This window comes from Litoribrevibacter albus (genome assembly GCF_030159995.1).
GTDB lineage: Bacteria > Pseudomonadota > Gammaproteobacteria > Pseudomonadales > Litoribrevibacteraceae > Litoribrevibacter > Litoribrevibacter albus.
In genome coordinates, this window is record NZ_BSNM01000015.1 from 185053 (window position 1) to 209203 (window position 24151).

The 24151-nt window shown below is 45.5% G+C and carries 20 protein-coding genes and 1 tRNA gene; 8 read left to right on the plus strand and 13 right to left on the minus strand.

The features are described from left to right. The first annotated feature begins 130 nt into the window (after positions 1–130). Positions 131–1153 (plus strand): AraC family transcriptional regulator, encoded by a 1023-nt coding sequence (locus QQL66_RS13275; RefSeq protein ID WP_284382021.1) that lies wholly within the window; start codon positions 131–133, stop codon positions 1151–1153. A gap of 26 nt (positions 1154–1179) precedes the next feature. Here QQL66_RS13275 and QQL66_RS13280 read toward each other — a convergent pair whose 3' ends face one another. The 4 genes from QQL66_RS13280 to QQL66_RS13295 all read right to left on the minus strand — a co-directional run bounded on the left by QQL66_RS13280 (position 1180) and on the right by QQL66_RS13295 (position 6727). Next, positions 1180–1905, minus strand: coding sequence for a substrate-binding periplasmic protein (locus QQL66_RS13280; protein WP_284382022.1), 726 nt, complete (start codon positions 1903–1905; stop codon positions 1180–1182). A 137-nt stretch (positions 1906–2042) separates the two neighbouring features. Next, entirely contained in the window at positions 2043–5168 is a 3126-nt protein-coding gene (locus QQL66_RS13285; RefSeq protein ID WP_284382023.1) for an efflux RND transporter permease subunit, read from the minus strand. 35 nt (positions 5169–5203) lie between these two features. Further along, entirely contained in the window at positions 5204–6322 is a 1119-nt protein-coding gene (locus QQL66_RS13290) for an efflux RND transporter periplasmic adaptor subunit (RefSeq protein ID WP_284382024.1), read from the minus strand. 329 nt (positions 6323–6651) lie between these two features. Beyond that, positions 6652–6727 (minus strand) — tRNA-Thr (locus QQL66_RS13295). A gap of 374 nt (positions 6728–7101) precedes the next feature. Between QQL66_RS13295 and QQL66_RS13300 the strand changes: the two genes are divergently transcribed. Further along, positions 7102–8520, plus strand: coding sequence for an ABC1 kinase family protein (locus QQL66_RS13300; RefSeq protein WP_284382025.1), 1419 nt, complete (start codon positions 7102–7104; stop codon positions 8518–8520). Between the two features lie 52 nt (positions 8521–8572). Here the strand turns inward: QQL66_RS13300 and QQL66_RS13305 are convergent, their stop codons facing one another. Next, on the minus strand, positions 8573–8971 hold the full coding sequence (locus tag QQL66_RS13305; RefSeq protein WP_284382026.1) for a SpoIIAA family protein: 399 nt from the start codon (positions 8969–8971) through the stop codon (positions 8573–8575). Positions 8972–9147: 176 nt separating this feature from the next. On the opposite strand from QQL66_RS13305, the gene QQL66_RS13310 reads away from it, so the two are divergent. After that, positions 9148–10977, plus strand: coding sequence for an ABC transporter ATP-binding protein (locus QQL66_RS13310; RefSeq protein ID WP_284382028.1), 1830 nt, complete (start codon positions 9148–9150; stop codon positions 10975–10977). Between the two features lie 71 nt (positions 10978–11048). Here QQL66_RS13310 and QQL66_RS13315 read toward each other — a convergent pair whose 3' ends face one another. Next, on the minus strand, positions 11049–12932 hold the full coding sequence (locus tag QQL66_RS13315) for a methyl-accepting chemotaxis protein (RefSeq protein WP_284382030.1): 1884 nt from the start codon (positions 12930–12932) through the stop codon (positions 11049–11051). A 241-nt stretch (positions 12933–13173) separates the two neighbouring features. On the opposite strand from QQL66_RS13315, the gene QQL66_RS13320 reads away from it, so the two are divergent. The 4 genes from QQL66_RS13320 to bamJ all read left to right on the plus strand — a co-directional run bounded on the left by QQL66_RS13320 (position 13174) and on the right by bamJ (position 17688). Beyond that, complete coding sequence (locus QQL66_RS13320) at positions 13174–14148, plus strand: phospholipase A (RefSeq protein ID WP_284382031.1); 975 nt, start codon at positions 13174–13176, stop codon at positions 14146–14148. Between the two features lie 159 nt (positions 14149–14307). Then, positions 14308–15867, plus strand: a complete 1560-nt coding sequence (locus tag QQL66_RS13325) for a phytoene desaturase family protein (protein ID WP_284382033.1) — start codon at positions 14308–14310, stop codon at positions 15865–15867. Between the two features lie 2 nt (positions 15868–15869). Then, complete coding sequence (locus QQL66_RS13330; RefSeq protein ID WP_284382034.1) at positions 15870–17057, plus strand: FAD-binding oxidoreductase; 1188 nt, start codon at positions 15870–15872, stop codon at positions 17055–17057. Between the two features lie 157 nt (positions 17058–17214). Then, positions 17215–17688: a BamJ family beta-barrel-assembly machinery protein gene (bamJ, locus tag QQL66_RS13335; RefSeq protein ID WP_284382035.1), complete on the plus strand. Its 474-nt coding sequence runs from the start codon at positions 17215–17217 to the stop codon at positions 17686–17688. 138 nt (positions 17689–17826) lie between these two features. Here bamJ and QQL66_RS13340 read toward each other — a convergent pair whose 3' ends face one another. Together QQL66_RS13340 and rlmF are read right to left on the minus strand one after the other, a co-directional pair. After that, on the minus strand, positions 17827–18507 hold the full coding sequence (locus tag QQL66_RS13340; protein WP_284382036.1) for a TetR/AcrR family transcriptional regulator: 681 nt from the start codon (positions 18505–18507) through the stop codon (positions 17827–17829). Between the two features lie 79 nt (positions 18508–18586). Next, on the minus strand, positions 18587–19606 hold the full coding sequence (gene rlmF, locus QQL66_RS13345) for a 23S rRNA (adenine(1618)-N(6))-methyltransferase RlmF (RefSeq protein ID WP_284382037.1): 1020 nt from the start codon (positions 19604–19606) through the stop codon (positions 18587–18589). Positions 19607–19728: 122 nt separating this feature from the next. Between rlmF and QQL66_RS13350 the strand changes: the two genes are divergently transcribed. Then, a complete protein-coding gene (locus tag QQL66_RS13350; protein ID WP_284382038.1) occupies positions 19729–20505 on the plus strand; it encodes a substrate-binding periplasmic protein in 777 nt (258 codons plus the stop codon). Here the strand turns inward: QQL66_RS13350 and gloA are convergent. The 5 genes from gloA to rsxD all read right to left on the minus strand — a co-directional run bounded on the left by gloA (position 20502) and on the right by rsxD (position 24147). Next, positions 20502–20906 carry a lactoylglutathione lyase gene (gene gloA, locus QQL66_RS13355; RefSeq protein ID WP_284382039.1) on the minus strand — a complete coding sequence of 135 codons (405 nt, stop codon included), beginning with the start codon at positions 20904–20906 and terminating at the stop codon, positions 20502–20504. The genes QQL66_RS13350 and gloA overlap by 4 nt on opposite strands. Before the next feature lie 80 nt (positions 20907–20986). Beyond that, the gene (gene nth / locus QQL66_RS13360) at positions 20987–21622 is read right to left on the minus strand and encodes an endonuclease III (RefSeq protein WP_284382041.1); all 636 of its coding nucleotides are present in this window, start codon (positions 21620–21622) and stop codon (positions 20987–20989) included. Between the two features lie 48 nt (positions 21623–21670). Next, a complete protein-coding gene (locus QQL66_RS13365; protein WP_284382042.1) occupies positions 21671–22378 on the minus strand; it encodes an electron transport complex subunit E in 708 nt (235 codons plus the stop codon). A gap of 2 nt (positions 22379–22380) precedes the next feature. Continuing rightward, a complete protein-coding gene (rsxG, locus tag QQL66_RS13370) occupies positions 22381–23097 on the minus strand; it encodes an electron transport complex subunit RsxG (RefSeq protein WP_284382044.1) in 717 nt (238 codons plus the stop codon). A gap of 3 nt (positions 23098–23100) precedes the next feature. Next, positions 23101–24147, minus strand: coding sequence for an electron transport complex subunit RsxD (gene rsxD / locus QQL66_RS13375; protein ID WP_284382046.1), 1047 nt, complete (start codon positions 24145–24147; stop codon positions 23101–23103). Between the last annotated feature and the right edge of the window lie 4 nt (positions 24148–24151).

Here is a 24151-nt window from a genome sequence, read left to right on the forward strand (position 1 = left end):
CGATATGATTTTCGAGAGGGAAGATTAAAAACACGATAATTATAAAAAAGGTACATGAACGGGATGCCTTGGTTTAGGTATCTTCAGGGATGTTCAGGCGTACCAATTATCAAATATTGATAGGCTAGCCATGAACGACAAAGTACTCGATAAAGAACAAATACCGTCGATATATGCCGCAGTATTAAGCCAGGTGGTGGATAAACTTGGGGGAAGCCAGTTTAATCTGGGTGAGCAAGTGGGCATCTCTTCGGATAAGTTATTTTCCAACGAAGGACGCATTAGTCGTCGTCAGTTTGGCCGGATGATTGATCTCGGTTATAAGCTGACCGAGTGTCCCTCGTTAGGTCTTGAATTTGGGAAACAGATTACTGTACACACAGATGGCCTAATGTCTCAGGTTGTGGTCACCGCCAATACGCTTGGCGAAGCGGTGGATCGCATGATGAAATATTACCCGGTGTGTGGCTTCTCAATGCAGCAGTCCGTGACTGTGATGGATGACAGCACCATCATTCGTGTGACTTACCCATACTACAACCGGATTAAACCTCAGCATAAAGTGTTTACCGCTGAGGCTGTCTTTGCCAGTCACTGGATTAAACTCCAAAGTATGTTGGGTGATTACATGATGTTGAGCCAACTGAATCTGGCTTACGGTCGTCGTAAGTATGCTAAGGAATACGAAGAACTGTTTGGATGCGATGTGTCCTTTGATCAGCAGTTCAATGAGATGGTGTTTCCGACGGCATTATTAAATCAACCGTTAAAAACGGCGAATCCGTTCTTGTCGGATCTGGCCAAGAAATTGTGTGACCAACGAATTCGCGAACTGTCGGAGCAAGACACCTTGCCAAATCAGGTCAGGTTAATTCTTCAGCGAAATACCGGAGAAATTCCAAGCTTAAATGATTTGGCCAGTGTTTTTGAGTTATCACCAAAAGCGTTGCGTCAGCGTTTGGCTCGTCACGATACTAGTTACCAAAACATTGTAAATGCTGTGTTAAAAGAGAAAGCCTGTCACTTTCTGGGCGATCACAGACTTTCAGTGGATGACGTTGCCAGCCGGTTAGGCTATAGCGACAGTGCTAATTTCCGACGTGCTTTTAAGCGTTGGACTGGAAAAGCACCAAGCGAATACCGCCGTTGCTAATTCGAGTTAGATCGGCTGATTTTTCTCTAAGGAGCGCAGCGTGCTGCGCTCTTTTCAATCAGTTTAACGATGTTAGATTGTCGAGCTATGAACTGATGTCCGAGATATAAACCGAGTGGTTTTGATTTGGCGACAAGAACGTTAAATTGAGTATCTTCGCTCTCTTGGGTGCTGTTTAAATACTCGTTGTACATAGCGCCAGTGGCGAGCACATAATCCAGGCGTCCTGCCTTTAATAACTCAAAAAGTGGTGTGCTGTGGGTGTTGGTTATCACTTTATAGCCAGGCTTTTGAGAAATCCATTGGTGCATGTTTGTCCCCAGAACAACCCCTATGGTTTGGTCATGTTCTGCAGGTGTTCCGTCTTCATTTAAGTTCATTTCTACATCTTGTGGCACATACCAATGCCAAAAGCTGTGTAATAGTGGCCCGATATATGTGGCGAATTGATCCCGTTTCTCATTTTGAGAACCGACAAAGAAGCCATCATATTCACCCGTCGAAACCAGATCCTGAGCGCGTTTCCAGGGTAAAACATCAATGCTGAATCGTAACCCGGATTCATGCTCAATACATCGAATGGCATTCATGCCTGATCCGATAAGGTTTCCTGCTTCATCATAGCTTTGATAGGGCTCAATAAGGGCCGTTGCGAGCTTTATTTCTAAGGTTGTGGGAGACGGCTCAATGGCGTGAACTGCGTTCATACATATCAGTAGGCTCAGCACTGTAAGAATTCTGCGACGCTTCATAAAGACCGAATGCCCTATGCAATATAATCAATAGGTTAAAAAATGTTCTTTAAGCAGTATGGCAGGCTTTTTTGAAATTCAAAAGAGATAATGCGGAGGAGGAAATGGATAGGCGCTCAAGGGAGCGCCTGGTGGGATTATTCTTCTCTAATTTGTGGTTTTTCCATGTGAATGAAGAAAGCCAACAATGCAGGAATCACAAACAAGGTCAGAAGGGTGGAGAGTGCTAATCCACCCAGAATGACACTTCCCAACCCTCGATAAATTTCACTGCCCGCTCCGGTAGCAATCACCAGAGGGAAGAGACCAAACAAGCTGGTGGTGGTACTCATGAAAATTGGTCGAATTCGTGTTCTGACAGACCACAAAATTGCTGTGATGTTGTCCATTCCGTTGAAACGCACATTATTTAAGGACTGATGCACAATCAGAATGGCGTTGTTCACAACGGTACCGACCAGAATGACGAAGCCAAGCATCACTAATATGTCGAACGGTTGTGGTGCCACAAACTGATTAACCAGCGACAAACCAATAAAACCACCCGCCGCTGCCAATGGCACAGATACCAGAATGATCAGAGGGTACAGGTAATTGGAAAACAGGGCTGACATCAACAGATAAGTAATCAAAATAGCCAGAATGAAATTCCACTGAAGGGATTCTTTGGTTTCCGTCAGTTTATCTGCGTTACCGCCAACGGTGATTTCAACGGCGTCCAGTAGCCCTTTGTCCTGTACTGATGGCACTAACTTCTGGCTGATCAGTTCCAGTGCGGTTTGCAGTGGCATTTCCGGTGGCGGCGTTACTTGCAACGTCACAGTTCGCTTACGCTCCCGGTGATTAATTTGTGGCACCCCGGTGGTGTAACTCAACTCGGCCACATCACCAATTCGAACCAATTGGCCGTAGTTGTTGACGATGTGTTTGTCGAGAATGTCTTCTGGTGACGTCACTTTCGCTTCGTCAGAGCGGAGAACCAGATCAATTTCCTTTTTGCCATCCGGTTTGTATTCACTGATTTTTCGGCCATCCATAATGATGTCGATGTACGTACCAAGACTGGTTTCATCCAGACCATTGGCGAGCAGCTTATTGCGATCCGGCAGAATACGAGCTTCCGGGTAGGAAATTTCCAACGATGGCATCGGGCGGATTTGTGCGCCCTGAATGGCACCGGCCAGAGTGCCATAAAGCACACGCGCGGCATTGACGATTTCTTCGTTGTCTTCACCTGAGACATTCACGTCGATGCTTCGCCCTTTACCAATACCATTTTCGAAAATACCGGCTTGCAAGCTAACGCCAAACATATCCGGGATGGATTGCATCACCCGGTTAAACAAAGGCATCAGTTCTTTAGCACGGGTTTCGTGAGCGCTTAACCCACCGAACAAGGTTAAGCTGTCATGGCTGACGAAGAACAGTTGCTTGATTTGTGGAAAGCCTTCGACGTTGTCTTCTTCAATGTAAGGCTTTAGTTCGTCATAGACGTACTCTGAAATCTGCTCTCGTTTTTCAACGGAATACCCTGGTGGCGGCACCAGAATATTCAGAATCAAGTTTCGGTTTCCTTGCGGTAAGTATTCGGCTTTTGGTAGTAGCCACATAGTGACTAAATAGGAACCGGCAACAAACACTAATACGGTAGCAAGACGTGACACCGGAGATTTAAGTGTCAGTTCTGACAAAATCATGATGGTGCGAACAAATCTGTTACCTTGGTGCAGCTTTACCGGACGCTCGTGTTCATCGGCTCGATGGGATTTATGATCAGAACGGGCATAGAAACGACGAATAATCGTTGGGATCACAGAGATCGACACCACCAGACTGAATATGATCGAGGCGGTAATGGCGATAGCGATGTCTCTGAACAATTGTCCTGCTTCTTCTTCGATAAAAAGTACCGGTAAGAACACCGCAACCGTGGTGACCGTCGAGGCAAGCACTGCGCCCCAGACTTCATTGGTACCATCAAAGGCGGCTTTAAAGGCACTTTTTCCCATGCGACGATGACGATCAATGTTTTCCAGAACCACGATGGAGTTGTCCACCAGCATTCCGACTGCAAATGAAATACCTGCCAGACTCACTACGTTGATTGAGCGTTCACCGAGGTAGAGGAAGATGAAGGTGCCCATCGCAGACACCGGGATGGCGATGGCGACCGTAATGGTGGATGAAATCGAACGTAGGAACAGTAATAACACGGCAATGGCCAGTAATGCACCGATCACCAAGTTGATCTGAACCATCTCAATGGCGGTGTTGATGTATGGCGTTTGATCGTAGACCCAATCGAAGTAGAGTCCGTGTTGTGCCAGTACGGTGTCGTTGATTTCATTGACCACTTTTCTTACGCGACGTGTTAGGTCTAATACGTTGGCGCCAGACTCTTTGCGAACCCCGACAATGATCATTGGCATGCCGTTGTGCAACACGGCATCGGTTTTAGGTTCATAACCAATGCGAGCTTCGGCCACATCGGCGACCGTGATTCGGTAGAAGCCATCGTCTCGAATAGGGAGTGATTCCACATCTTCAGGCGATTGGAATTCAGAAAGTGTTCGGATTCGGTAATTACGTCGGCTAATCCCCTGAACACCCGCTGAAGTGGTTTTATTACCGCGCTGAATACGTTGAGATAATTCATCAATGGTCAGTTGGTTGTTCGCCAGTGCCGTGGTGTCGACAACCACTTCCAATTGCTCTTCGGTGCCGCCCAGAACGAAGAGCGAGCCAACACCATCGACCCGCTCTAAACGTGCGCGCACTTCATTTTCGAAGAAGGTACGTTCCTTACGAATGTCGCGGTAGGGCTCTTCCTTTTTCTTAAACATCATCCAGATAATCGGAGAGCTGTCTGCGCCGGAAGTATTAATCACGGGCTTGAGGGCGTTTTCAGGGTAGCTGGACACCTCATTGAGCTTGTTAGAAACCAGCATGTTGGCCGTGTTCAGCGAGGTGCCAACCTTAAAGGTCATGGTGACTTCACCATAGTCGTTATAGCTGGCACTCTCTAACAGGAGCAGACCTTGAACACTTTTAAGAACTTCTTCCTGTGGTTCAATGATTTCTTTTTCGATTTCGTAGGGGCTGGCGCCGGCCCAGGTGGTACGTACAGTGATTTGCGGTTGTTCCACATCGGGCGTGAGCTGAATCGGTAACTGAAGCAAGCTCACGATGCCGAACATCACCACCAGAATGACCGAGGATATAGTGGCAACGGGATGTTTAATGGATTGACTGATGAGTGACATATAAATTCCTTTATCCAATCGTCAAACGAGGGTGATTACTTTTGAATTACGATTGGTTGATCCGGTCTAAGCCGATCGTTGCCTTTGATCACCACACGGCTACCGGCTTTTAACAGACCTGGTCGGATGGCGACGATTTCTCCATATCGGCCCGAGATATCCACAGGAACAATTTGCGCTTGCTGAGAGCCGTCGTCATTGGTTTTGACCGTATACACAAACTCTTTGCCCTGATGTTGGACTAAGGCGTCTCTGGGAAGCGTCAGGGCTTTGCGTTTGTCGGAAGTCGCCACAGATACTTTTACCGACATGTTGCGAATGAAAGAAGGTTGGTAATCAATCTTAACTTTCAAAGGAACGCTTTTGGTACGAAGGTCGGCGACTGGTACTGTGCTGTCGAGAACACCTTCTACTTCCATATCCAAAGCAGGAATCATCACGCTGGTATTGCTGCCTAAATGAACATAGCGAAGATAGCGTTCTGGAACGCTGACCAAGGCAATGGTGTCGCTTAACTTGGCTAGAGTCACTATCGGATCTGCCTGGCCTAGCCATTCACCAGGGTGTTTGTGTTTAGCAAGAATTAACCCGTCGAATTGAGCTTTGATTTCGCTCTTACGAATTAAGATGTTCAGGCGTTCTACCTGATGCAATAAACGCTGACGGTTAGCTAGGTTAGCTTTTAAACTGAATTCCAGGTTTTCTAACGCCCGCTTACTTTCAAAGCTGGTTTTAAGTAATTTGTTAGAGCGCTCAATGTCTTTTTCAATACGAGCCTGTTCTGCTTTTAGAGCATCAATCTCAGAACCTTTTACCTTAATGTCTTGTTGTAATAAATCGGTGTTCAACCGCGCAATGATCTGACCCTTTTTGACCTTATCGCCTTCATTAAAATAGATCTCGGAAATAATGCCGGTCTGCTCACTGGTAATCAGACTGCTGGTATTGAAATCAATGATGCCTGGGATACTGGTGGTATCCGCTAGTTCTTGAGAACTCACCACGGTCACGACCACTTTTGCAGGCGGTGGCGTATTTGCCTGAAGTAGCGTAGCCATCAGAAGAAGAGCAAAGCCAATACACCATTTCGCTGAACGAACTTGTGACTGGAATAGTCGGTAGCTGTAGAAGGTTAGGGAAGTGCTGGCAGTCATTTTTTATCTCTTTTTTATAGGCATTATTTTGAGGCGCTTGGCCTATTAAACATACGTTTAATTTTGGTTGATGGCATAGTCTAAGGGCTTTGATAACTTGCCACAATTGAGAAAATTGATCATCTAGATGAATTTCAGTCATGTATAGAGATTATGGGCGATTGTGTGGCCTGTACAGTGTGGTTTTTGACTTTCAGAGACTGTTTTTAGATGAACGGGAATGATCTGGTATGAGGGGGAAATCAGTGCAAATGAAATTGATGACAGAACAGGGATATTTATTCGGACAAGAAAAAAGCCCAGCTCCTTACGAAGCTGGGCTTTAAATCTGGTGCCGGCACCAAGAGTCGAACTCGGGACCTACTGATTACAAGTCAGTTGCTCTACCAACTGAGCTATGCCGGCGAATGTGCTGAGCATTATATGTATAAAAATTGGGTTGTCTACATTTTTTTATTACTTTTTTCTTTTTTTCTTAATCGATTGATTAATCTACTCGGCTTGGCGAAAATCTAGGCTGTTGATAAGGGAGATCTCCCTTATCAACTGTGGCAATAAAGTGAAACGTCTCAGTAAGGCATCGCCTTCACTCAGCAAAATCGCTAAAATTGCCAGCTCTGAGGTCCCCTATAACTATAAGCTCGATAATAAAGGCCGACGTCCTCTGGTGTAGTGGGTGACATTACGGTCTGACTGGCAGCCAAGCTCGCTGAAAAATCCGACCTCGTATTGGATGGAAAGAATTTTAGATTCAGTATCCATTTTAATTTGGAAGCTTCATGGCCAAAAAAACAAAAAAGCACGTAGAAAAGATTCGAACAGGAAGTTTTGAGCGTAAGTTCTTAATGGCAAAGGCCGGGCTGGTTGCGGGTACTCGCTATGCCTCTAAAAGCGCCGGAGCGATGTTAAAACGGCAAGATCAACGTCGTAAGGCCCACAAGCGCGCTTTATCTCAAGAAGCTCATTATCTGGTTGAAGAATTAGGAAAGCTTAAAGGCAGTGTCGTTAAGATCGGTCAAATGATGGCGCTTTATGGTGAGCTATTTTTGCCTGAAGAAATAACAGACGCATTGCATACGTTAGAAGAAGACACTACACCGGTTGCCTGGACAACCATTCATCATGCGCTGATTACTGAATTAGGCTCGGAACGTTTGATGGAACTGGAGATTGATCCTGTTCCATTAGGTGCTGCTTCTCTGGGGCAAGTTCATAAAGCCGTTAGAAAATCTGATGGCAAAGTGGTGTGTTTGAAAGTCCAATACCCTGGCGTTGCTGAAGCCATTGATAGTGATTTAAGTTCCGTTGCATCTTTATTAAAGTTGACTCGATCCATTCAAATGGGGAAGGATTTTGACCAGTGGTTCAATGAAATTCGTTTCATGATGCACCGGGAAGTGGATTACTACGAAGAAGCACATACCACCAAAAAGTTTCGTCAGCTGTTGGCTAATGACCCTCGTTATGTCGTTCCAGAGGTCATTGATCGATATTCTACAGGATCAGTTTTGTGTACCAGTTTTGAAGAAGGTCTGACGGTGAATTCGGATTCGGTGTTAGGGCTGACTTTGGAGCGCAGAAATCACATTGCAAAATCGGCACTGGATCTGTTGTTTAAGGAACTCTTTGTTTGGAAAGAGATGCAGACTGATCCGAACTTTGGTAACTATCGAATTCGTTTGTCTGAGGATGGAAAGTCCGACCAATTGGTCTTACTGGATTTTGGCGCAGTGCGTTCGTTTGATGATTCGGTGATGAAGCCGGTTCAGTTGATGATCAAAGGCGGTTATTTACGGGATAAGAAACGAGTATTGGAAGGGGCCATTGCTGTTAATTTCATGCAGGATTATTTCCCGCCGAAAGTTCTTAATGCCTTTACTGAGATTGTCTATGATCTGGTTGAACCATTTGCAAACGGTCAACATCCACCACCTGCGTTTGCGCTCAACCAGTACGGTGAATATTGTTGGTCTTTGAGTGATCTTCCGGCCCGGGTTGCCCGCAAAGCAACTATTTCAGCGGTGTCTAAGCATTTCAATATGCCGCCAAAAGAGTTTCTGTTTTTACAGAGGAAATTGGTGGGCGTCTACACCATGATCTCTGTGCTGAATGCCGAATTTAACGGGCAAGATGTGTTCGATCCGTATTTCGAATTACTGGCTGATCATGTTTCACAGGAAGAGTTTCAAGAAGCGTAATTTTTGATTGTGGAACAGTGGGAAACAATCTTTTGGTGTTCGTTACATAAAATCACCACAAAGGTTGTTTCTCCTCTCGTAACCAACTCAATGCTTCATCCATCGACTCGAAAAAGCGCGCCTCGCCTGAAATAAACCAGGTGCCTATTTTGGCGGCATACTCCTGCCATTTTTTATTTCCATAGATCGCAATCTTGGCGAATTCATTACCGTGACTGAGGCCCAGTTTCAGATCGTCCCAGGCGGCTCTTAATTCCCAGCCTTCAAGCTCTGTGGCGTCGACATAAAAATTAATGTGCGGGTGATCAATGCCTTTAATGGCAGACTCCAACATAGGAACGATGTGTTGGTAATCTTGATGGGTGAGTTTTCCCTGTACTTTGAGGGTAAACAGAATCTCGTCTTCGATGCGTTCAACGCCAATTGACATGCCGTGTCGGATAGTGTTCATGATGGTTCCAACGTACGCTTTCAGTGAATTCTCAGTAAAAATTATGACTCTGTTTTAACTATAGAAGGTTCCGGTTAAATTGATAGGTTTCATCTAAAAACTTGTTATCTTGATCAGCATTTTATGTTCTACAATAGCAGGCTTTATTACACCTCCTTATTGATAGGCTCCTCCCCATGCTTCGTCGTTTCGAAAAAATCATTGATCCGTTTCCTGTAGAGGAACCGGAACAGCCGCCTGCCTCCTTGTATCAATTTTGTCGTCACCACATTAAAGGCATGGAAATACCGCTGATTGCGATGGCTGTGTTGTCGGCCATTTTGGCCATTTTGGAAGTTTATCTGTTTGGTTTCATGGGCGATTTGATTGATTGGCTGTCTACCGAAACGCCGGCCACCTTGTTTGAGAACCACGGGGATGAATTACTTGGCGTTGGCCTGTTATTGATGGTGGGGTTACCCATTCTGGTTTTCTTGCATGCGGCGATTTTGCATCTCGCTTTGTTGGGGAATTTCCCAATGCAGATTCGTTGGATGTCGCATCGTTATCTACTCAAGCAAAGCATGTCGTTTTATCAGAATGACTTTGCAGGCCGAATCGCAACCAAGGTAATGCAGACCTCGTTAGCCGTGCGGGAAACCGTGATGAAATTGTTGGATGTGATGGTGTACGTTGGTGTGTACGCTGTGGCGATTTTGGTTCTGGTGGCGCAAGCGGATTACCGAATGATGCTCCCTTTACTGACCTGGGTGATTTGCTACTCGCTGATACTCTATTTTTTCATCCCGCGTTTGAAACGTATTTCCACCAAACAAGCAGATGCCAGAGCGGAAATGACAGGACGTGTTGTGGACAGCTACACCAACATTGCAACCGTTAAATTGTTTTCGCACAGTCAACGAGAAGCGTCTTACGCCAAAGAGGGTATGGCCGCCTTTTTGCAGACCGTCTATACCCAAATGCGTTATGCCACTGGGCTGAGCTTTAGTGTCGATGTGATCAACTATATTCTGATCTTTGCGATGGCTTTTATTGGTATTTGGCTGTGGTCGGGTGAACTGATTACGGCAGGTGCCATTGCTGTGGCGGTGAGTTTGGCATTGCGATTGAACGGTATGTCTCAATGGATTATGTGGGAAATCTCGGCCTTGTTTGAAAACATTGGTACAGTGGCCGATGGTATGAATACCTTATCGCAACCTCAGGAAGTTTTGGATGTACCTGAGGCTAAACCTCTGCAAGTCACACACGGTGAAATCCAGTTTGACCACATTGAGTTCCACTACGGCAAGAAATCCGGGGTTATTGATGATTTGACGTTGAACATCAAACCGGGTGAAAAAGTCGGATTGGTTGGGCGATCGGGAGCCGGTAAATCTACCTTGGTTAACAGCTTGCTACGGTTTCATGACTTGGCCTCTGGCCGCATCTTGATTGATGGTCAGGACATCAGCGAAGTGCAACAAGAATCGCTTCGTGCCCAGATCGGTATGGTGACTCAGGATACCTCTCTGTTACACCGATCTGTTCGGGAGAATATCTTGTACGGCCATCCAACCGCGACCGAACAAGAAATGATTCAAGCCACACTCCAGGCCGAGGCCGATGAATTTATTCAAACCTTAAGCGATTTGGAAGGACGAGTAGGCTATGACGCCAAAGTCGGTGAGCGAGGCGTTAAGTTGTCTGGTGGACAACGCCAGCGCATTGCCATTGCTCGTGTGCTGTTGAAGGATGCACCGATTCTTGTCTTGGATGAGGCTACCTCGGCTCTAGACTCTGAAGTCGAAGCCTCCATCCAGAAAAGCTTAATTAAGCTTATGGAAAATAAAACGGTCATCGCCATTGCTCATCGTCTTTCTACCATCGCTGCAATGGATCGCTTAATCGTCATGGACAAAGGCGCCATCGTTGAACAAGGCACCCATCAGGAACTGGTTGAGAAGGGCGGTATTTACGCCCAGCTCTGGGCTCATCAAACAGGTGGGTTTATTGGGGAAGCTTAAATACGGTTGCTAAATTTGGTAAGAATAAGAAAGGAGGCGATGAGCCTCCTTTTTGGTGATTGGAGAAAAAATCAGACCTTAAACATACTTAGGCTGTCTTCTTGTTGACCGGCTTTTTCCACCATGTCCTGACAGTGTCTGGTTTGCTCTTCTGCGCCATCGGCCACGCTTTGGCTGATGTCGCGGATATTGGTGGTGTTTCGGTTAATTTCTTCGGTCGTTGCGCTTTGTTCTTCGGCGGCGGCTGCAATCTGAATGGTCATGTCTGAGATTTCAGAAATGGCATGACTGATGGCTTCGAGTGCATCATTGGCTTTAGCTGAAACTTCTTGCGTTTCATTGGCCATTTGCTGACTGTGGTTGATGGTTTGTTCGGCTTGTTTCACGCCCGTTTGCAGTTGATTGATCATGTTTTGAATTTCTTCGGTGGATTCTTGCGTACGAGAAGCAAGCGCACGTACTTCATCGGCAACCACGGCAAAACCTCGTCCTTGTTCACCGGCACGAGCCGCTTCAATTGCTGCGTTTAAGGCAAGTAAGTTGGTTTGTTCGGCAATGCCGGTAATGACCGAAAGAATGGATTCAATGTTATTGCTGTATTGAGCAAGGTTGGTAATGGTTTTAACGGCATCATTCATATCGCTGGAAAGCTGATTGATTGAGGTCGTCGTTTTCTGAACAATGCCTGCGCCGGTTTGAGCTGCTTCCAGAGCTGTTTGTGCGCTGTCTGCACCTCGTTGTGCGTTGTCAGCTACATCGTGAGCGGTAGAAGACATTTCTGCCATTGCTGTGGCTAGTTGATCCAATTCGGAGAGTTGTCTTTGTAGGCATTCTGAGGCTTGTACTGCAGCTTCTGCCGTTAGATTTGTGCTGCCACGAACACCGGTGGAGAGGTCTTTAATTTTAAGAATCAGCGACTGAAGGTGGCCAATGAACTGATTAAATTGTGTCGAGACTTCTCCAAACTCGTCGTTACTGACAATCGGTAAACGTTTAGTGAGATCGCCTTCGCCTCGGTTAATGTCGAGCAGGGATTGGTAGAGCAGTTGTAGTGGTTTTAGCACTTTGGTCATAACCAGGAAGAGAATCAGGGTGCTGGCAACAACGCCGATGATCGCAGCAAAAAATGCACGCCAACCGACGGCAGATGCTTCTGCCATGATAATGTCTTCTTCCACCACCACGCCAATCATCCAGTCACTTCCTTTAAGATTTGAAAGTGAATGATAGGAAGTGAATACGGATGTACCATCGATTTCCAAGGATTGAAGTTTGGATGTTAACTCAGGTGTTTTGCCTGTGAACAATTTAGAAATGGATTTACCGTTCAGTTCTGCATTGGGGTGACTGATGATGGTTCCTTTGTTTGTAAGCAGAAAAGCATAGCCGGAATTATTGAAATTAACGGTATTGACGGAATCTGAAACGGTTTTGAGACTCAAGTCGCCACCAAAGGCGCCTTTGAATTGACCTTTATCTGAAAAGTTGGCTACTACTGAAATTAATATTTCTTGGGTGCTGGCATCTGCATAGGGCTCGGTTAATGCAGCTTTCCCGTTGGCATCTTTGGCGACTTGATACCAAGGGCGTTTTCGAGCATCCCAGTTAGTTGGATTCCAGGATGTATCATTAGTAATGGCTTTGCCGTCTGTATCCAGGCCACCGAAAATCAGTAAGAATTCTTCTTTCAAAATAGGACGTTCGAAGACTTCTTGAATTCGTGCACCACTAAAACCGGCATCGATATCCTGTGCCATGAGGTTAATCAAATTGAGCTTTCCATTCAGCCAGTTAGCAATTTGATGCGCCAAGGCAGAACTGACTTCATTAATGGAGTTCTCGGTTTTTTGGTAGAGACTGTTTTTCACGGTAAGGTACTGAGACCAGGACAGAATGGTAATTACCGTGAGAAGAATCGTGGCACTGATACCGGCCACTTTATGGGAAACTTTCACAACAGCCTCCAAAAGGACTATAAAATCTAATGTAATAAAAATTCATCTTTTAGTGCTAATATGCACATAAATTTGAGATTAGTCCGAATCAGTCCATTATCAAGTTTTCACTGATGTGTCGTAGGAATGCTCTTACAGGGAGAGTCAGGTGAATCTTCTAAAAAATACCAGACATTACGTCTTTTTTAATAAGCTAGGTGTTAAAGGTGTCGTTCTTTCATTCGCCTTGGTTTGTCAATTTGTGAGCGCAGCCTCAGCCGAACCTCCCTTAGAGGAGTTATCTAATGACGAGCGATACAACCAGTGTGTTTTGAAGAGTGTTGAGATTGCTGGTGATGATGTAACGGCCAAAGATATTAAGAGCAACTGTATGCGTTTGGAGTTCGCCAATGAGGTAGAAGTACCTAAACGCATTTTGGTTGAGAAAGCGACGGAAAATAATCGATTCATTATTACCGCGCATCGACAAAACTACATTTTGCCATTCAGCTATATGCTTGACCCTAACCAGGAGCCGTATGAAAACATCGATTTTTATCCTGGCATCGAAGAACCTGTGGAAAACGAAGAGGTAAAGCTTCAGCTGAGCATTAAAGTGCCACTTACTTATTCCAGTATTTTTGTACCCAATGACACCATCTACTTTGGGTTTACCTTGAAGTCATTCTGGCAGTTTTACGCATCAGAAATTTCTTCTCCCTTCCGGGAAACCAACTACCGACCAGAAATTTATTATGAAGCGCCTATCCCAACCACGGTATGGGGCGGTACTTTGTTGACTCGACTGGGGATTGAGCATGAATCCAATGGAATGGGCGGTAACTTAAGCCGTAGCTGGAATCGTATTTTTGCAGGATTGGGGTTTGCTAAAAATAATTGGGGTGTTTATGTCCAGCCTTGGTATCGCTTACCTGAAGATGCCAAAGATTTTGATGGTGATCCGAAAGGAGACGATAACCCGGACATTAACAAATACATGGGCTATTACAGTGTGAATGGTGTCTATCGATTTAATGATGAGTATGAGCTGACGGGTGGATTCCGCTATAACTGGGCTACGGGTTATGGTTCGGTGGAGTCGGGAATCAGTTTTCCATTGTGGGGACGATTACGAGGTTTCGCACAGTATTTTCATGGTTACGGTGAAAGCCTGATTGACTATAACCACAATAATCAACGATTTGGCTTGGGCGTCATTCTAACGGACATTCTTTAAGCTCAGATCGTTTTTTACATTATTCATTTTTAATTTAATCAATTTCGCAAAAAGGAGCTGTTTGGCTCTTTTTTTGTATTTCTAACTTTACATTGTAAACTTTACTTTGTAAGGTTTGTTTTGTGTTTAGAAAATAACAAAAAAATTGAGGACATATCGATGACCGACTTTGATGTGATCGTGATAGGTGCGGGGAATGCTGGCTTAACGGCAGCGGTGGCTGCTCAACGAGGCGGCGCACGCACACTTCTTTTAGAACGACACAATATTCCTGGGGGATGCGCGACCTCGTTTGTTCGAGGTGACTATGAATTTGAAGTTGCTCTTCACCAATTGAGTGGTATGGGGACGGACGACAAACCGTTTATTCTTCGACAGATTTTCCAAAAGCTTGGGATTATGGATCGCTTAGAAGTGGTTCAAGAGCATTCCTTGTATCGCATTGTGATGCCGGGTGAATTTGATGTGACCTTGCCTGCCAGTGTGAAGGGGTTAATAGAGGTTCTGAGTAACGAGTTCCCCGAAGAAGCTGATGGCATTGCCAAATATATGAAGCTCTGCGAAACCCTCTGCCTAGAAGCTTTTATGATGATGCCTCGCGCAATGAGAGCGAATGACGAGAACATGCTCAAAGCGTCTTGTCCGAACTATGTGAAGTACGGTTTGAAATCCACTAAAGATGTGTTGGATGAGTTCTTCCAAAGTGAAAAGTTGAAGGCCATTATCGCTGCATACTGGTGTTACATCGGTATGCCGACTAAAGACATTCCGTTCATGGACATGGCGGTGATGATCTATTCCTACGCTGCCTACAAACCGTGTCATATCAAAGGCGGCTCCCAGGCGATTTCCAGTGCCTTGTTGGAATCCTTTATGGAAGCGGGCGGTGAAGTGCGTTTTAACTGCGGTGCGAAGAAAATCCTTACGGAAAATGATGCGGTTACTGCTGTTGTTACAGAGAATGGCGAAACCTTCAGTTGTTCTTCCGTGATTTCGAATTCCAGCCCGATTCATACCTTTAACGAGTTATTGGATACCGATCATCCGCCAATCCAAGCGGCTCAAGATATGAAGTCACGTCGTTTAGGCACCTCTGCCTTCGTGCTTTATATTGGTTTGGATTGCTCACCTCAAGACATCGGTGTGAATGCAGCGTCGAGCTTTATTATCGACAGTTGTGACGAGGAAGTTGCGCACAAGAATATGCAGAGCATGACGCCTCCAATCCACACCATGTTGACCTGCTACAACTTTGAAGACCCAAGCTTTGCGCCCGAAGGCAAGACAACACTGTCTTTGCTTTGCTTGCAATACGGAGAACCGTGGGAGTCCATTCCTCCGGAAGACTATGCCAAGACCAAATACGAATTCGCAGATCATTTAATTGATCACGCAGAACGTGTGTTCCCTGGTATTCGCGACAACATTGAAGAACTCGAAGTGGGAACGCCTCTGACGATGATGCGTTATCTCAATACCCCAGGCGGCGCTATTTATGGCTTCCAGCAGAATACACAGGATGGGCAGCTATTCCGTGAACGTATGAATGCTATTGATGGCTTAATGCTAGCGGGTTGTTGGAATGGTATGGGTGGTTTCCAACCGACATACATGATCGGTGAGAGTACGGGTCGCGCGGCAGTTAAGAAAATTAAGAAAAAACAAGCTCAACAACAGGCATCAGAAGCCGTGTTGAACACAGAAGCGGAGGGCGCTTAATCATGTCGAACTCTTCACCAGAAATGAATGTATTACATGCGGTCGATGGTTATCAAAAGGCCTTAGACCATAAAGCAGAGTTGGAAAAAAACGGCACGGATTACACCGAGCAAAAAGGCAAAGTCGAGAATACGATTGCTAAGCTACATCCTAAGCGATTGACCTTGGAAGTGGCTGAGATTATCAAGGATACGCCAACGACCAAAACCTTCCGTTTGGTTTCCACCGGATTGGCGCTGCCTCCGTTTCAGGCGGGCCAATATATCAATCTCTTCGTCAATATTGATGGGGTGGAAACAGCGCGTCCCTATGCCATTTCGTCTGCGCCGCTTTCTTCGCAAAAAGGGGCCCGAGGTCATTATGACCTGACGGTTAAACGTGTGGAACATGGCTATGTAACTCACTTCCTTTTGGATCGCGTAAAGGTGGGTGATCAGTTTGAAAGTACCGGGCCAATGGGCACTTTCTATCACAACCCTGTTTTCCACGGGAATGATTTAGTATTTCTTGCTGGTGGCTCCGGTATTGCGCCTGCGCGTAGCATGATCAAAGACATTGCTGATCGTGGACTTACTTATAATTTCCACCTGATCTACGGGTCCAGTTATGTGGACGATGTGATCTTTGATGATGAACTGAAAGCCTTGGACGAGGCTTATGAGTTCCTAACGGTGACTAAGTTGATCTCACGTCCGCCGGAAGGCTATCAAGGTCGCACTGGCCACCTAAAAGCAGATGTCATTGAAGACTTGGTTGGCGATGTTCAGGGTAAAATGTTCTATGTATGTGGGCCGACCAGCTTTCATGAGTTCTGCGAAGCGCAGCTTGAGCAGCTGAATGTTAAAGCCCGTCGTGTACGTGTGGAATGTAATGGGCCGCCAAAGAACCCTGAAACGTTAGCAGGCTGGCCAGAAGGATTAGCCCCTGAGCACGAAGTAAATGTCACCATCAAAGGAAAAGGAACATTTAAAGCACGAGTGGATGAGCCTTTGCTGAACAGCATGGAACGGAATGGCTTTACTACCGAGAATGCGTGTCGCTCTGGTGAATGCAGTCTTTGCCGAGTGAAAGTTACTAAGGGGCAGGTGTTTAATCCGCCGGAAGCGCATTTGCGTTCGACGGATGCCCAATACGGTTGGTGTCATTCGTGTGTGGCGTTTCCTACCGAAGACATTGAGATCGTCGTTTAACCCAGTTGTTTCCTCGATTCTATTTATATAAAGCCAGCAACCATTGCTGGCTTTTCTTTAAAAACAGGCATTTCTCGCTGTCGGACAATGTCATTTCACTTTAGTCATCACTAATATACAATGCTGCCTCCTTGTATGTCGGTCTGGAGTAATTGAAATGATGAATGCACTTGTGATTGTAATCACTGTGTTCCTTGTATTTATGTTCACTCGACGGTTCCAGAATGCTAAAAAGCAGGCCGTTGTGAATAAGCAAAAAGGTCAGGAATACATCGACATGCATAAGAACGAGTCGGGTGTCGAAGTGACTGAGTCAGGAATGTTGTATCAAGTGCTTCGCGAAGGTACGGGGGATGTTCACCCAACAGTCACTGACAAAGTGACCGTTCATTATCACGGCACCTTGATTGATGGCACGGTTTTCGATAGCTCTGTCGATCGAGGTCAGACCATTGATTTCTATCTTAATCAGGTCATTCTGGGTTGGACGGAAGGGCTACAAAAAATGGTGGTGGGAGAAAAAGCTCGCTTGAGTATTCCTAGTCACTTGGCTTATGGGGATCGTCCGGTTGGGGCTATCCCGGGTGGCTCATTACTGATTTTCGATGTGGAATTGATTGCGATTAATTAACGCTTTTTAATCAGCACTGCTAGTAACCTAAGTTTTCAAAAAATCTCTCTTCAAAAAGGAAGGTAGTATCATTTACCTTCCTGCAATTGCTATTTCTAATCAATACAATTATTGAACGTCTTCAGACAGGATAAGTATTCAAAGATTACCAATGTTCGGGCTGGCTTTAAGCGTGGCTTTGGCTAGGAACTGTTTTAAGCTGGTGCCTTTGGGAACTTCAATATGACCTTCAATGATCAATGCCGCCATACCATGTACGATAGACCAGGCACCAATCGCTTGTGCTTGAACTATTGCATCATCGTTATAGACACGGGCAAAGGCTTGTTTCAACAGATCGTAAGGGCCTTCGGTGAAACCGTCCTGTTCTATTGAAATTGTGGGCTCTAACGGTTTACTCGGTGTTTCTTTTCGGTTTCTTCTTCCTTGAGAATCTACCTGCCCAAGCATGATTCGATACAACTGCGGGTTTTGCACGGCAAACTCTAAATACGACGTGCCATAGGCCAGAATCAATTCTTCCGGTTTGGTGAGCCCCTTACTGTCGTTTTCCATCGCTATGGCTAAGGATTTAAAACCATCTGTGGTGATTGCCTGAATTAATTCTTTTTTATTCTTGAAGTGAGAATAAGGTGCCATGTGGGAGACACCCACTTCGGCAGCAATCGAGCGTAAAGAAAGCGCATCGGCTCCGTCTCGTTGAAGAATGGTGTTGGCGGCTGTAATCAGTGAGGTTTTAAGGTCGCCATGATGATAGGTATTACCTTTCGATTTGACGGCGTTTGAATCCAAATCTGAGGCTTCTGAGTTATGGGGCATGCGTTCGTATACTTAGAGTCAGGAATAGTTGTTATTGAATGAATTATACAAAGAATGGCAGTACATCCCTAATTTACTGTTACTTTTTATTAGAGGGGCTACCTATAAACCATGAGGGATGAGCGGCTTTGGATTGAAATGTCCAGGCTATAAACCGGCTGATTTTATTCCCTTGGGCCATTTTTACTTCTTTGAAATAACCAACTTTATACTTCTTCAAGGTTCGATGAATGGCGGGTAAGTGTTCTTTCTTGGCAACCAGGGTAGTGAACCATAGACATTGGTTTTGAAATTGAACACTCTCTCTGATCATTTGCTTAATAAAGCCAACTTCACCACCTTCACACCATAGCTCATTGTGTTGACCACCGAAGTTCAAACGCTGTGATCCTTGTTTTGTTTTCTGTCGTGATGAGCCTTTGTTGAGGTTTCGTAATTTTCGATCAGAACCTTCAGAAGCTTCTTGCGCGGACGAATGAAAGGGAGGGTTACACAGCGTAAAGTGATATCGATCTCCCTCAGAAATGATGCCATCAAAAATATGTGACTTATTGGTTTGCTGTATAAGCCGGATTGATTTTCCAAGCCGGTTTGCTTTCAGAATGGATTCGGCCGAAGCTAATGATGTCTTTTCGATGTCACTGGCGGTCATCTTCCAGCCATAACTTTTGAGGGCCAACAGTGGGTAGATCAGGTTCGCCCCTGTGCCAATGTCCAAACCTTGTACCTGCTTTCCTTTTGGAATGCTCCCTGAATTTGATGTCGCTAAAAGATCTGCCAAATGATGAATGTAATCGGCACGTCCAGGGATTGGTGGACAGAGGAAACCTTTGGGTATATCCCAAAACTCAATCTGATAATGATGTTTCAACAGCGCAGCATTCAGTAACTTCACTGCTTTATCGTCAGAAAAATCGATGGTCTTATCACCACGAGGGTTGAGTGTAATGAAGCTTTTCAACTCAGGTGTAGCGAGGCATAAAGCGTCCAGATCGTATCGTCCAGAATGTGGATTTCTGGGGTGAAGGGAAGGGGGCTTTGATGCTGGACGACTGTTTGAAGACACAAGATGCTTCCGTAATAAGAAAATCGCAATCATAAAGGATCTTTGGCTAAGCGTAACTAGCTGCTATCTATATTTTAAGATGAACAGCCTTTGCATAGCGGGAGAGAGCTCCTATCCTGAGGGTATGATGTTCGGATGTAGCGGGAGACGTAGGTATGTTCTTCCAACATTTTTCTTATTTGATTGCCTGGGTTGTACTGCAGTTTATGTCAACCTTAGCCTGTGCCCAGTTACTGTTCTTTTCTGAAAATTACCCACCCTATAATTTTGAAGACAATCAAGAGATCAAAGGCATTGCCGTAGATCTGTTGAAAGAGATGCATCACCAGATGGGTTTGCCTGATCCTAAGATTCGGATTGAGCCTTGGGCAAGATCCTATTACAACGCTCAGAACATTGAAAACGCGGTCGTGTTTTCAACCACCAGAACGGATGAGAGGGAGCAATTATTTAAATGGGTTGGCCCTATCATAGACAATGAAATTGTGTTCTTAGCGCGTAAAGATCGAAATATTGTTGTGCCTGATCGCTACAGCTTACGGAATTTTAGAATTGCAGCCGTGCGTTTAGACATTGGTGAAGACGTAATTAATCGTTTCCAGATTCATCAACACCAAACAGAGATTGTGACCTTTCCTGAGCAGGCCGCGAGGATGCTAGCGTTTAATCGAGTCGATCTCTGGGTGTATAGCCTGCCTCCGGCTCGGTACATTCAAAAGGTGTACGGGCTCAATGCAGAGGACTTTGAAGTGGTGTTTAGTTACGGAAGTGCCGGCTTTTTGTACTATGCCTTCAATCTAAACGTGAATGATGATGTGATCATCGAATATCAGCAAACACTAGATAGTCTTGTCTCCGATGTAGGATCTGAAGGGGAAACCAAATACCAGCAGATCCTGAAAAGATATGGGGCAGAGATTGAGGATTATTAACCGAGCCCTTGGCTTGTATCTTTCTTGTTAATAAGCTCGATGCTGTATCCATCAGGGTCTTTTACAAATGCAATGATGGTTGTTCCACCTTTTACCGGTCCAGGCTCTCGGGTTACTAATCCGCCTTTTTCTTTAATTGCATCGCAGGTCGCATAAATATCATCCGTTTCAAGTGCGATGTGGCCAAACGCCTCTCCGTGATCGTACTCTGTAACACCCCAGTTATAGGTCAGTTCAATCACGGCTCCTTCTTTCTCATCACCGTAACCAACGAACGCTAACGTGTACTTGTATTGTTCATTCTCGGAACGACGAATTAGATTCATACCCAGAACATCCGTGTAGAACTCAATGGAGCGATCTAGATCGCCAACGCGCAGCATGGTGTGAAGGATTCGCATTTTAACTCTCGATATGAATGGATTTCTGAATGATTATAGGAGAATTAGTATAGGGATCGGTGATTAATTTCAGTGGTGAACTAATCACTCGTCTTTTCTTTAAACTCACACAAGTCTTCAATGATGCAAGCGGTACACTTTGGTTTACGTGCGGTGCATACATAGCGACCGTGAAGGATCAGCCAGTGGTGAGCATCCATTAGGAACTCTTTCGGCACTAGACGAAGCAGTTTGTCTTCCACTTCCCGAACATTCTTACCCGGCGCAATTTTTGTACGGTTGGATACTCGATCGATGTGGGTATCGACAGCCATGGCAATCTGACGGAAAGCGGTATTTAGAACGACGTTGGCAGTCTTTCGGCCCACGCCGGGTAATTCTTCCAGTGCTTCGCGAGTTTGAGGAACTTCGCTGTTGTGCTTCTCTATGAGAATCTTGCACATAGCGATGGCGTTCTTGGCTTTTGAGTTATACAGACCGATGGTCTTGATGTATTCACTCAGCCCTTCAACACCCAGTTCATAAACTGCTTCTGGCGTGTTAGCTACAGGGAACAGTTTACGGGTGGCTTTGTTAACGCTGACATCTGTGGCTTGAGCGGAAAGGGCAACGGCGAGTAAAAGCTCAAACGGAGTAGAGTATTCCAGCTCCGTTTTGGGCTCAGGGTTTTGATCTCTCAGTCGGGTAAAGATTTCGGTACGTTTTTCTTTATTCATCTACAACTCTCAAATATTAAGAACCTGAAATATCAAGAACCTGAATTATCAAGAAATTGTACCGGTTACGCGTGCACGTTTAGAACCTGCTACAACGTGTTCTTTGTTGGCATCTTCACGTTCTTTAACCTTGGCATCAATGATGTTTTTGACCGCAATAATGATACCTAGCCCAATGAAAGCACCCGGTGGCAAAATGGCAAACAACATGCCTTTGTAGTCTTCGAATACAATGATTGTCCAGTTCTCTGCCAGGCTGCCAAACAGTAAGGTCATATTAGAGAATAGGGTTCCAAGACCGATAATTTCACGCATGGCACCGAGTAACACTAAAACTGCGGTAAAGCCCAAGCCCATCATTAAACCGTCGATAACCGAAGGTAAAACAGGGTTCTTACAGGCAAATGCATCGGCGCGGCCCAGAATAGAACAGTTGGTTACGATCAAAGGAATAAAGATCCCGAGAATCTGATACAGCTCGTAAGTGAACGCTTGCATTAACAGTTCAACAGAGGTGGTGAATGACGCAATGATCATCACAAAGGCAGGAAGACGAACGGCTTCTGAGACATAGTTTCGAATCAGTGAAACCGATAAGTTTGAGCCAACAAGCACAAGAATGGTTGCAAGGCCCAAGCCTAATGCGTTAACGACCGAGCCGGTGACGGCCAGAAGTGGACAAAGACCCAATAACTGAACCGTAGCCGGATTGTTCTTCCAAAGGCCGTCGACGACAATTTTCTTCATATCTGTCATGCTTACTCTCCCTTGGAGTGTTGGTTGGCGCTATCGAGGTCAGGATTGTAAGTCAGCTCAAACACTTGGTTTGGCTCAGAACCTTCGATGCTTTGATGAGTCTCTAGCGTTATAAGTGTGTGCTTATTTTGTTTGAACGCTCTTAAGGCTTTATGCACGGCTTTTACAATAGCGCGAGGTGTAATGGTTGCCCCAGTAAACTGATCAAAGTGGCCGCCGTCTTTTTTTACTTTCCAGCGATCTTCCATCGGATTATTCAGCGATACACCGTTAAATGATAACACCCAATTCGATTTCTTGAGTTCGATTTGATCACCCAGTCCCGGTGTTTCCTGGTGCTGAAGAACACGAATGCCTGCCAGTTCGCCGGATGCTTTAATTCCGACCACTAAACTGATAGGGCCGGTATAACCTTCCAGTGCTTTGACGGGAAAGAAAAAGGCGATTGGATTCCCGTTTTTCTTAGCTACAAAGGCTTCTTCAGGTTGAGTAAGTCCTAACTCTTTGCCTGAAATCCAAAGTGCGTCGTTCAATAAATCATTGTCGTGCTGGTCACGCGGTAACATTTCATGAAGTGCTTTAACGCGTGCTTGCTGGATATTGTGACTGATGGTTTCTTTGGTCGTTACTTGAATAACGGCAATCAAACCGGCAGTAACCGCCGCGAATATAGCAAGACCGATGGCGTTTTTACGAATGGCTGTTAGCAACGAATCCATGGATTAATCCTTCTTCTTCGGCAGGCCAGAACGCGCTTTGCGATGCCCATAGGTTCGTGGTTGTGTGTATTGATCCAGGAACGGCGATGCAAAATTCATCAATAACACGGCAAATGCCACGGCATCAGGGTAGTTACCAAAGGCACGAATTAGATACACCAAAACACCCACACCAATACCGAAGATCAAGCGGCCTTTGGTACTGGTCGCACTGGTTACTGGATCGGTAACAATGAAGAAGGCACCTAACATGGTTGCACCGGTTAACAGGTGGAAGCTAGCAGGTGCATAGCTGTCAGGATCAACAATCTGGAAAATCGTCGCAATGACTGCCATACCGGCCAACATTCCCACAGGCGCATGCCAGGTATAGATTTTACGAGCCAGTAAGTAAATGCCTCCTAACAGGAAGGCCACTGAAATCACTTGATAAGCTTCAAAGGTATCTGGTCGTAGAGCTGCTTTCGATGCGAACAGCTCATTTAGAGTCTGACCTGCGCTGTGCTTCATCGCATCTAATGGCGTGGCACTGGTAAGACCATCGTGAGCTACAGATAGACCAAAGATATGACTAAAGGTATCGGAGAAGCTCAATACAAAGCTGTGATTTGGAAATGACCATTGGGTCATGTCTACAGGGAAAGACACCAAGAGCAGGGCATAGGCAACCATCGCCGGGTTGAACGGGTTGTAGCCCATGCCACCATACATGTGTTTCGCTACGATGATGGCGAAAGCCACACCCACTGTTGTTAACCACCAAGGAGCAAATGCGGGAAGAGCCAGGGCCAGCAATAAAGCGGTGACAATGGCTGATCCATCTTTTAGGTAGAAACCAACAGGACGCTTACGAAGTTTAAGAACCAACGACTCGGAAAGAAGCGCAACGGAAACCGCAAGTACGATATTAATCAGTGTTCCCCAGCCGAAGAACCAAGTCATCGCAAGGATGGCCGGGAAGGTCGCAATGATTACCTGGGTCATCACCCATCCAACGCTACGCACGTTGGACTTGTTCATATGAGGGGATGTAATGCTCAAAAATGACATGGGT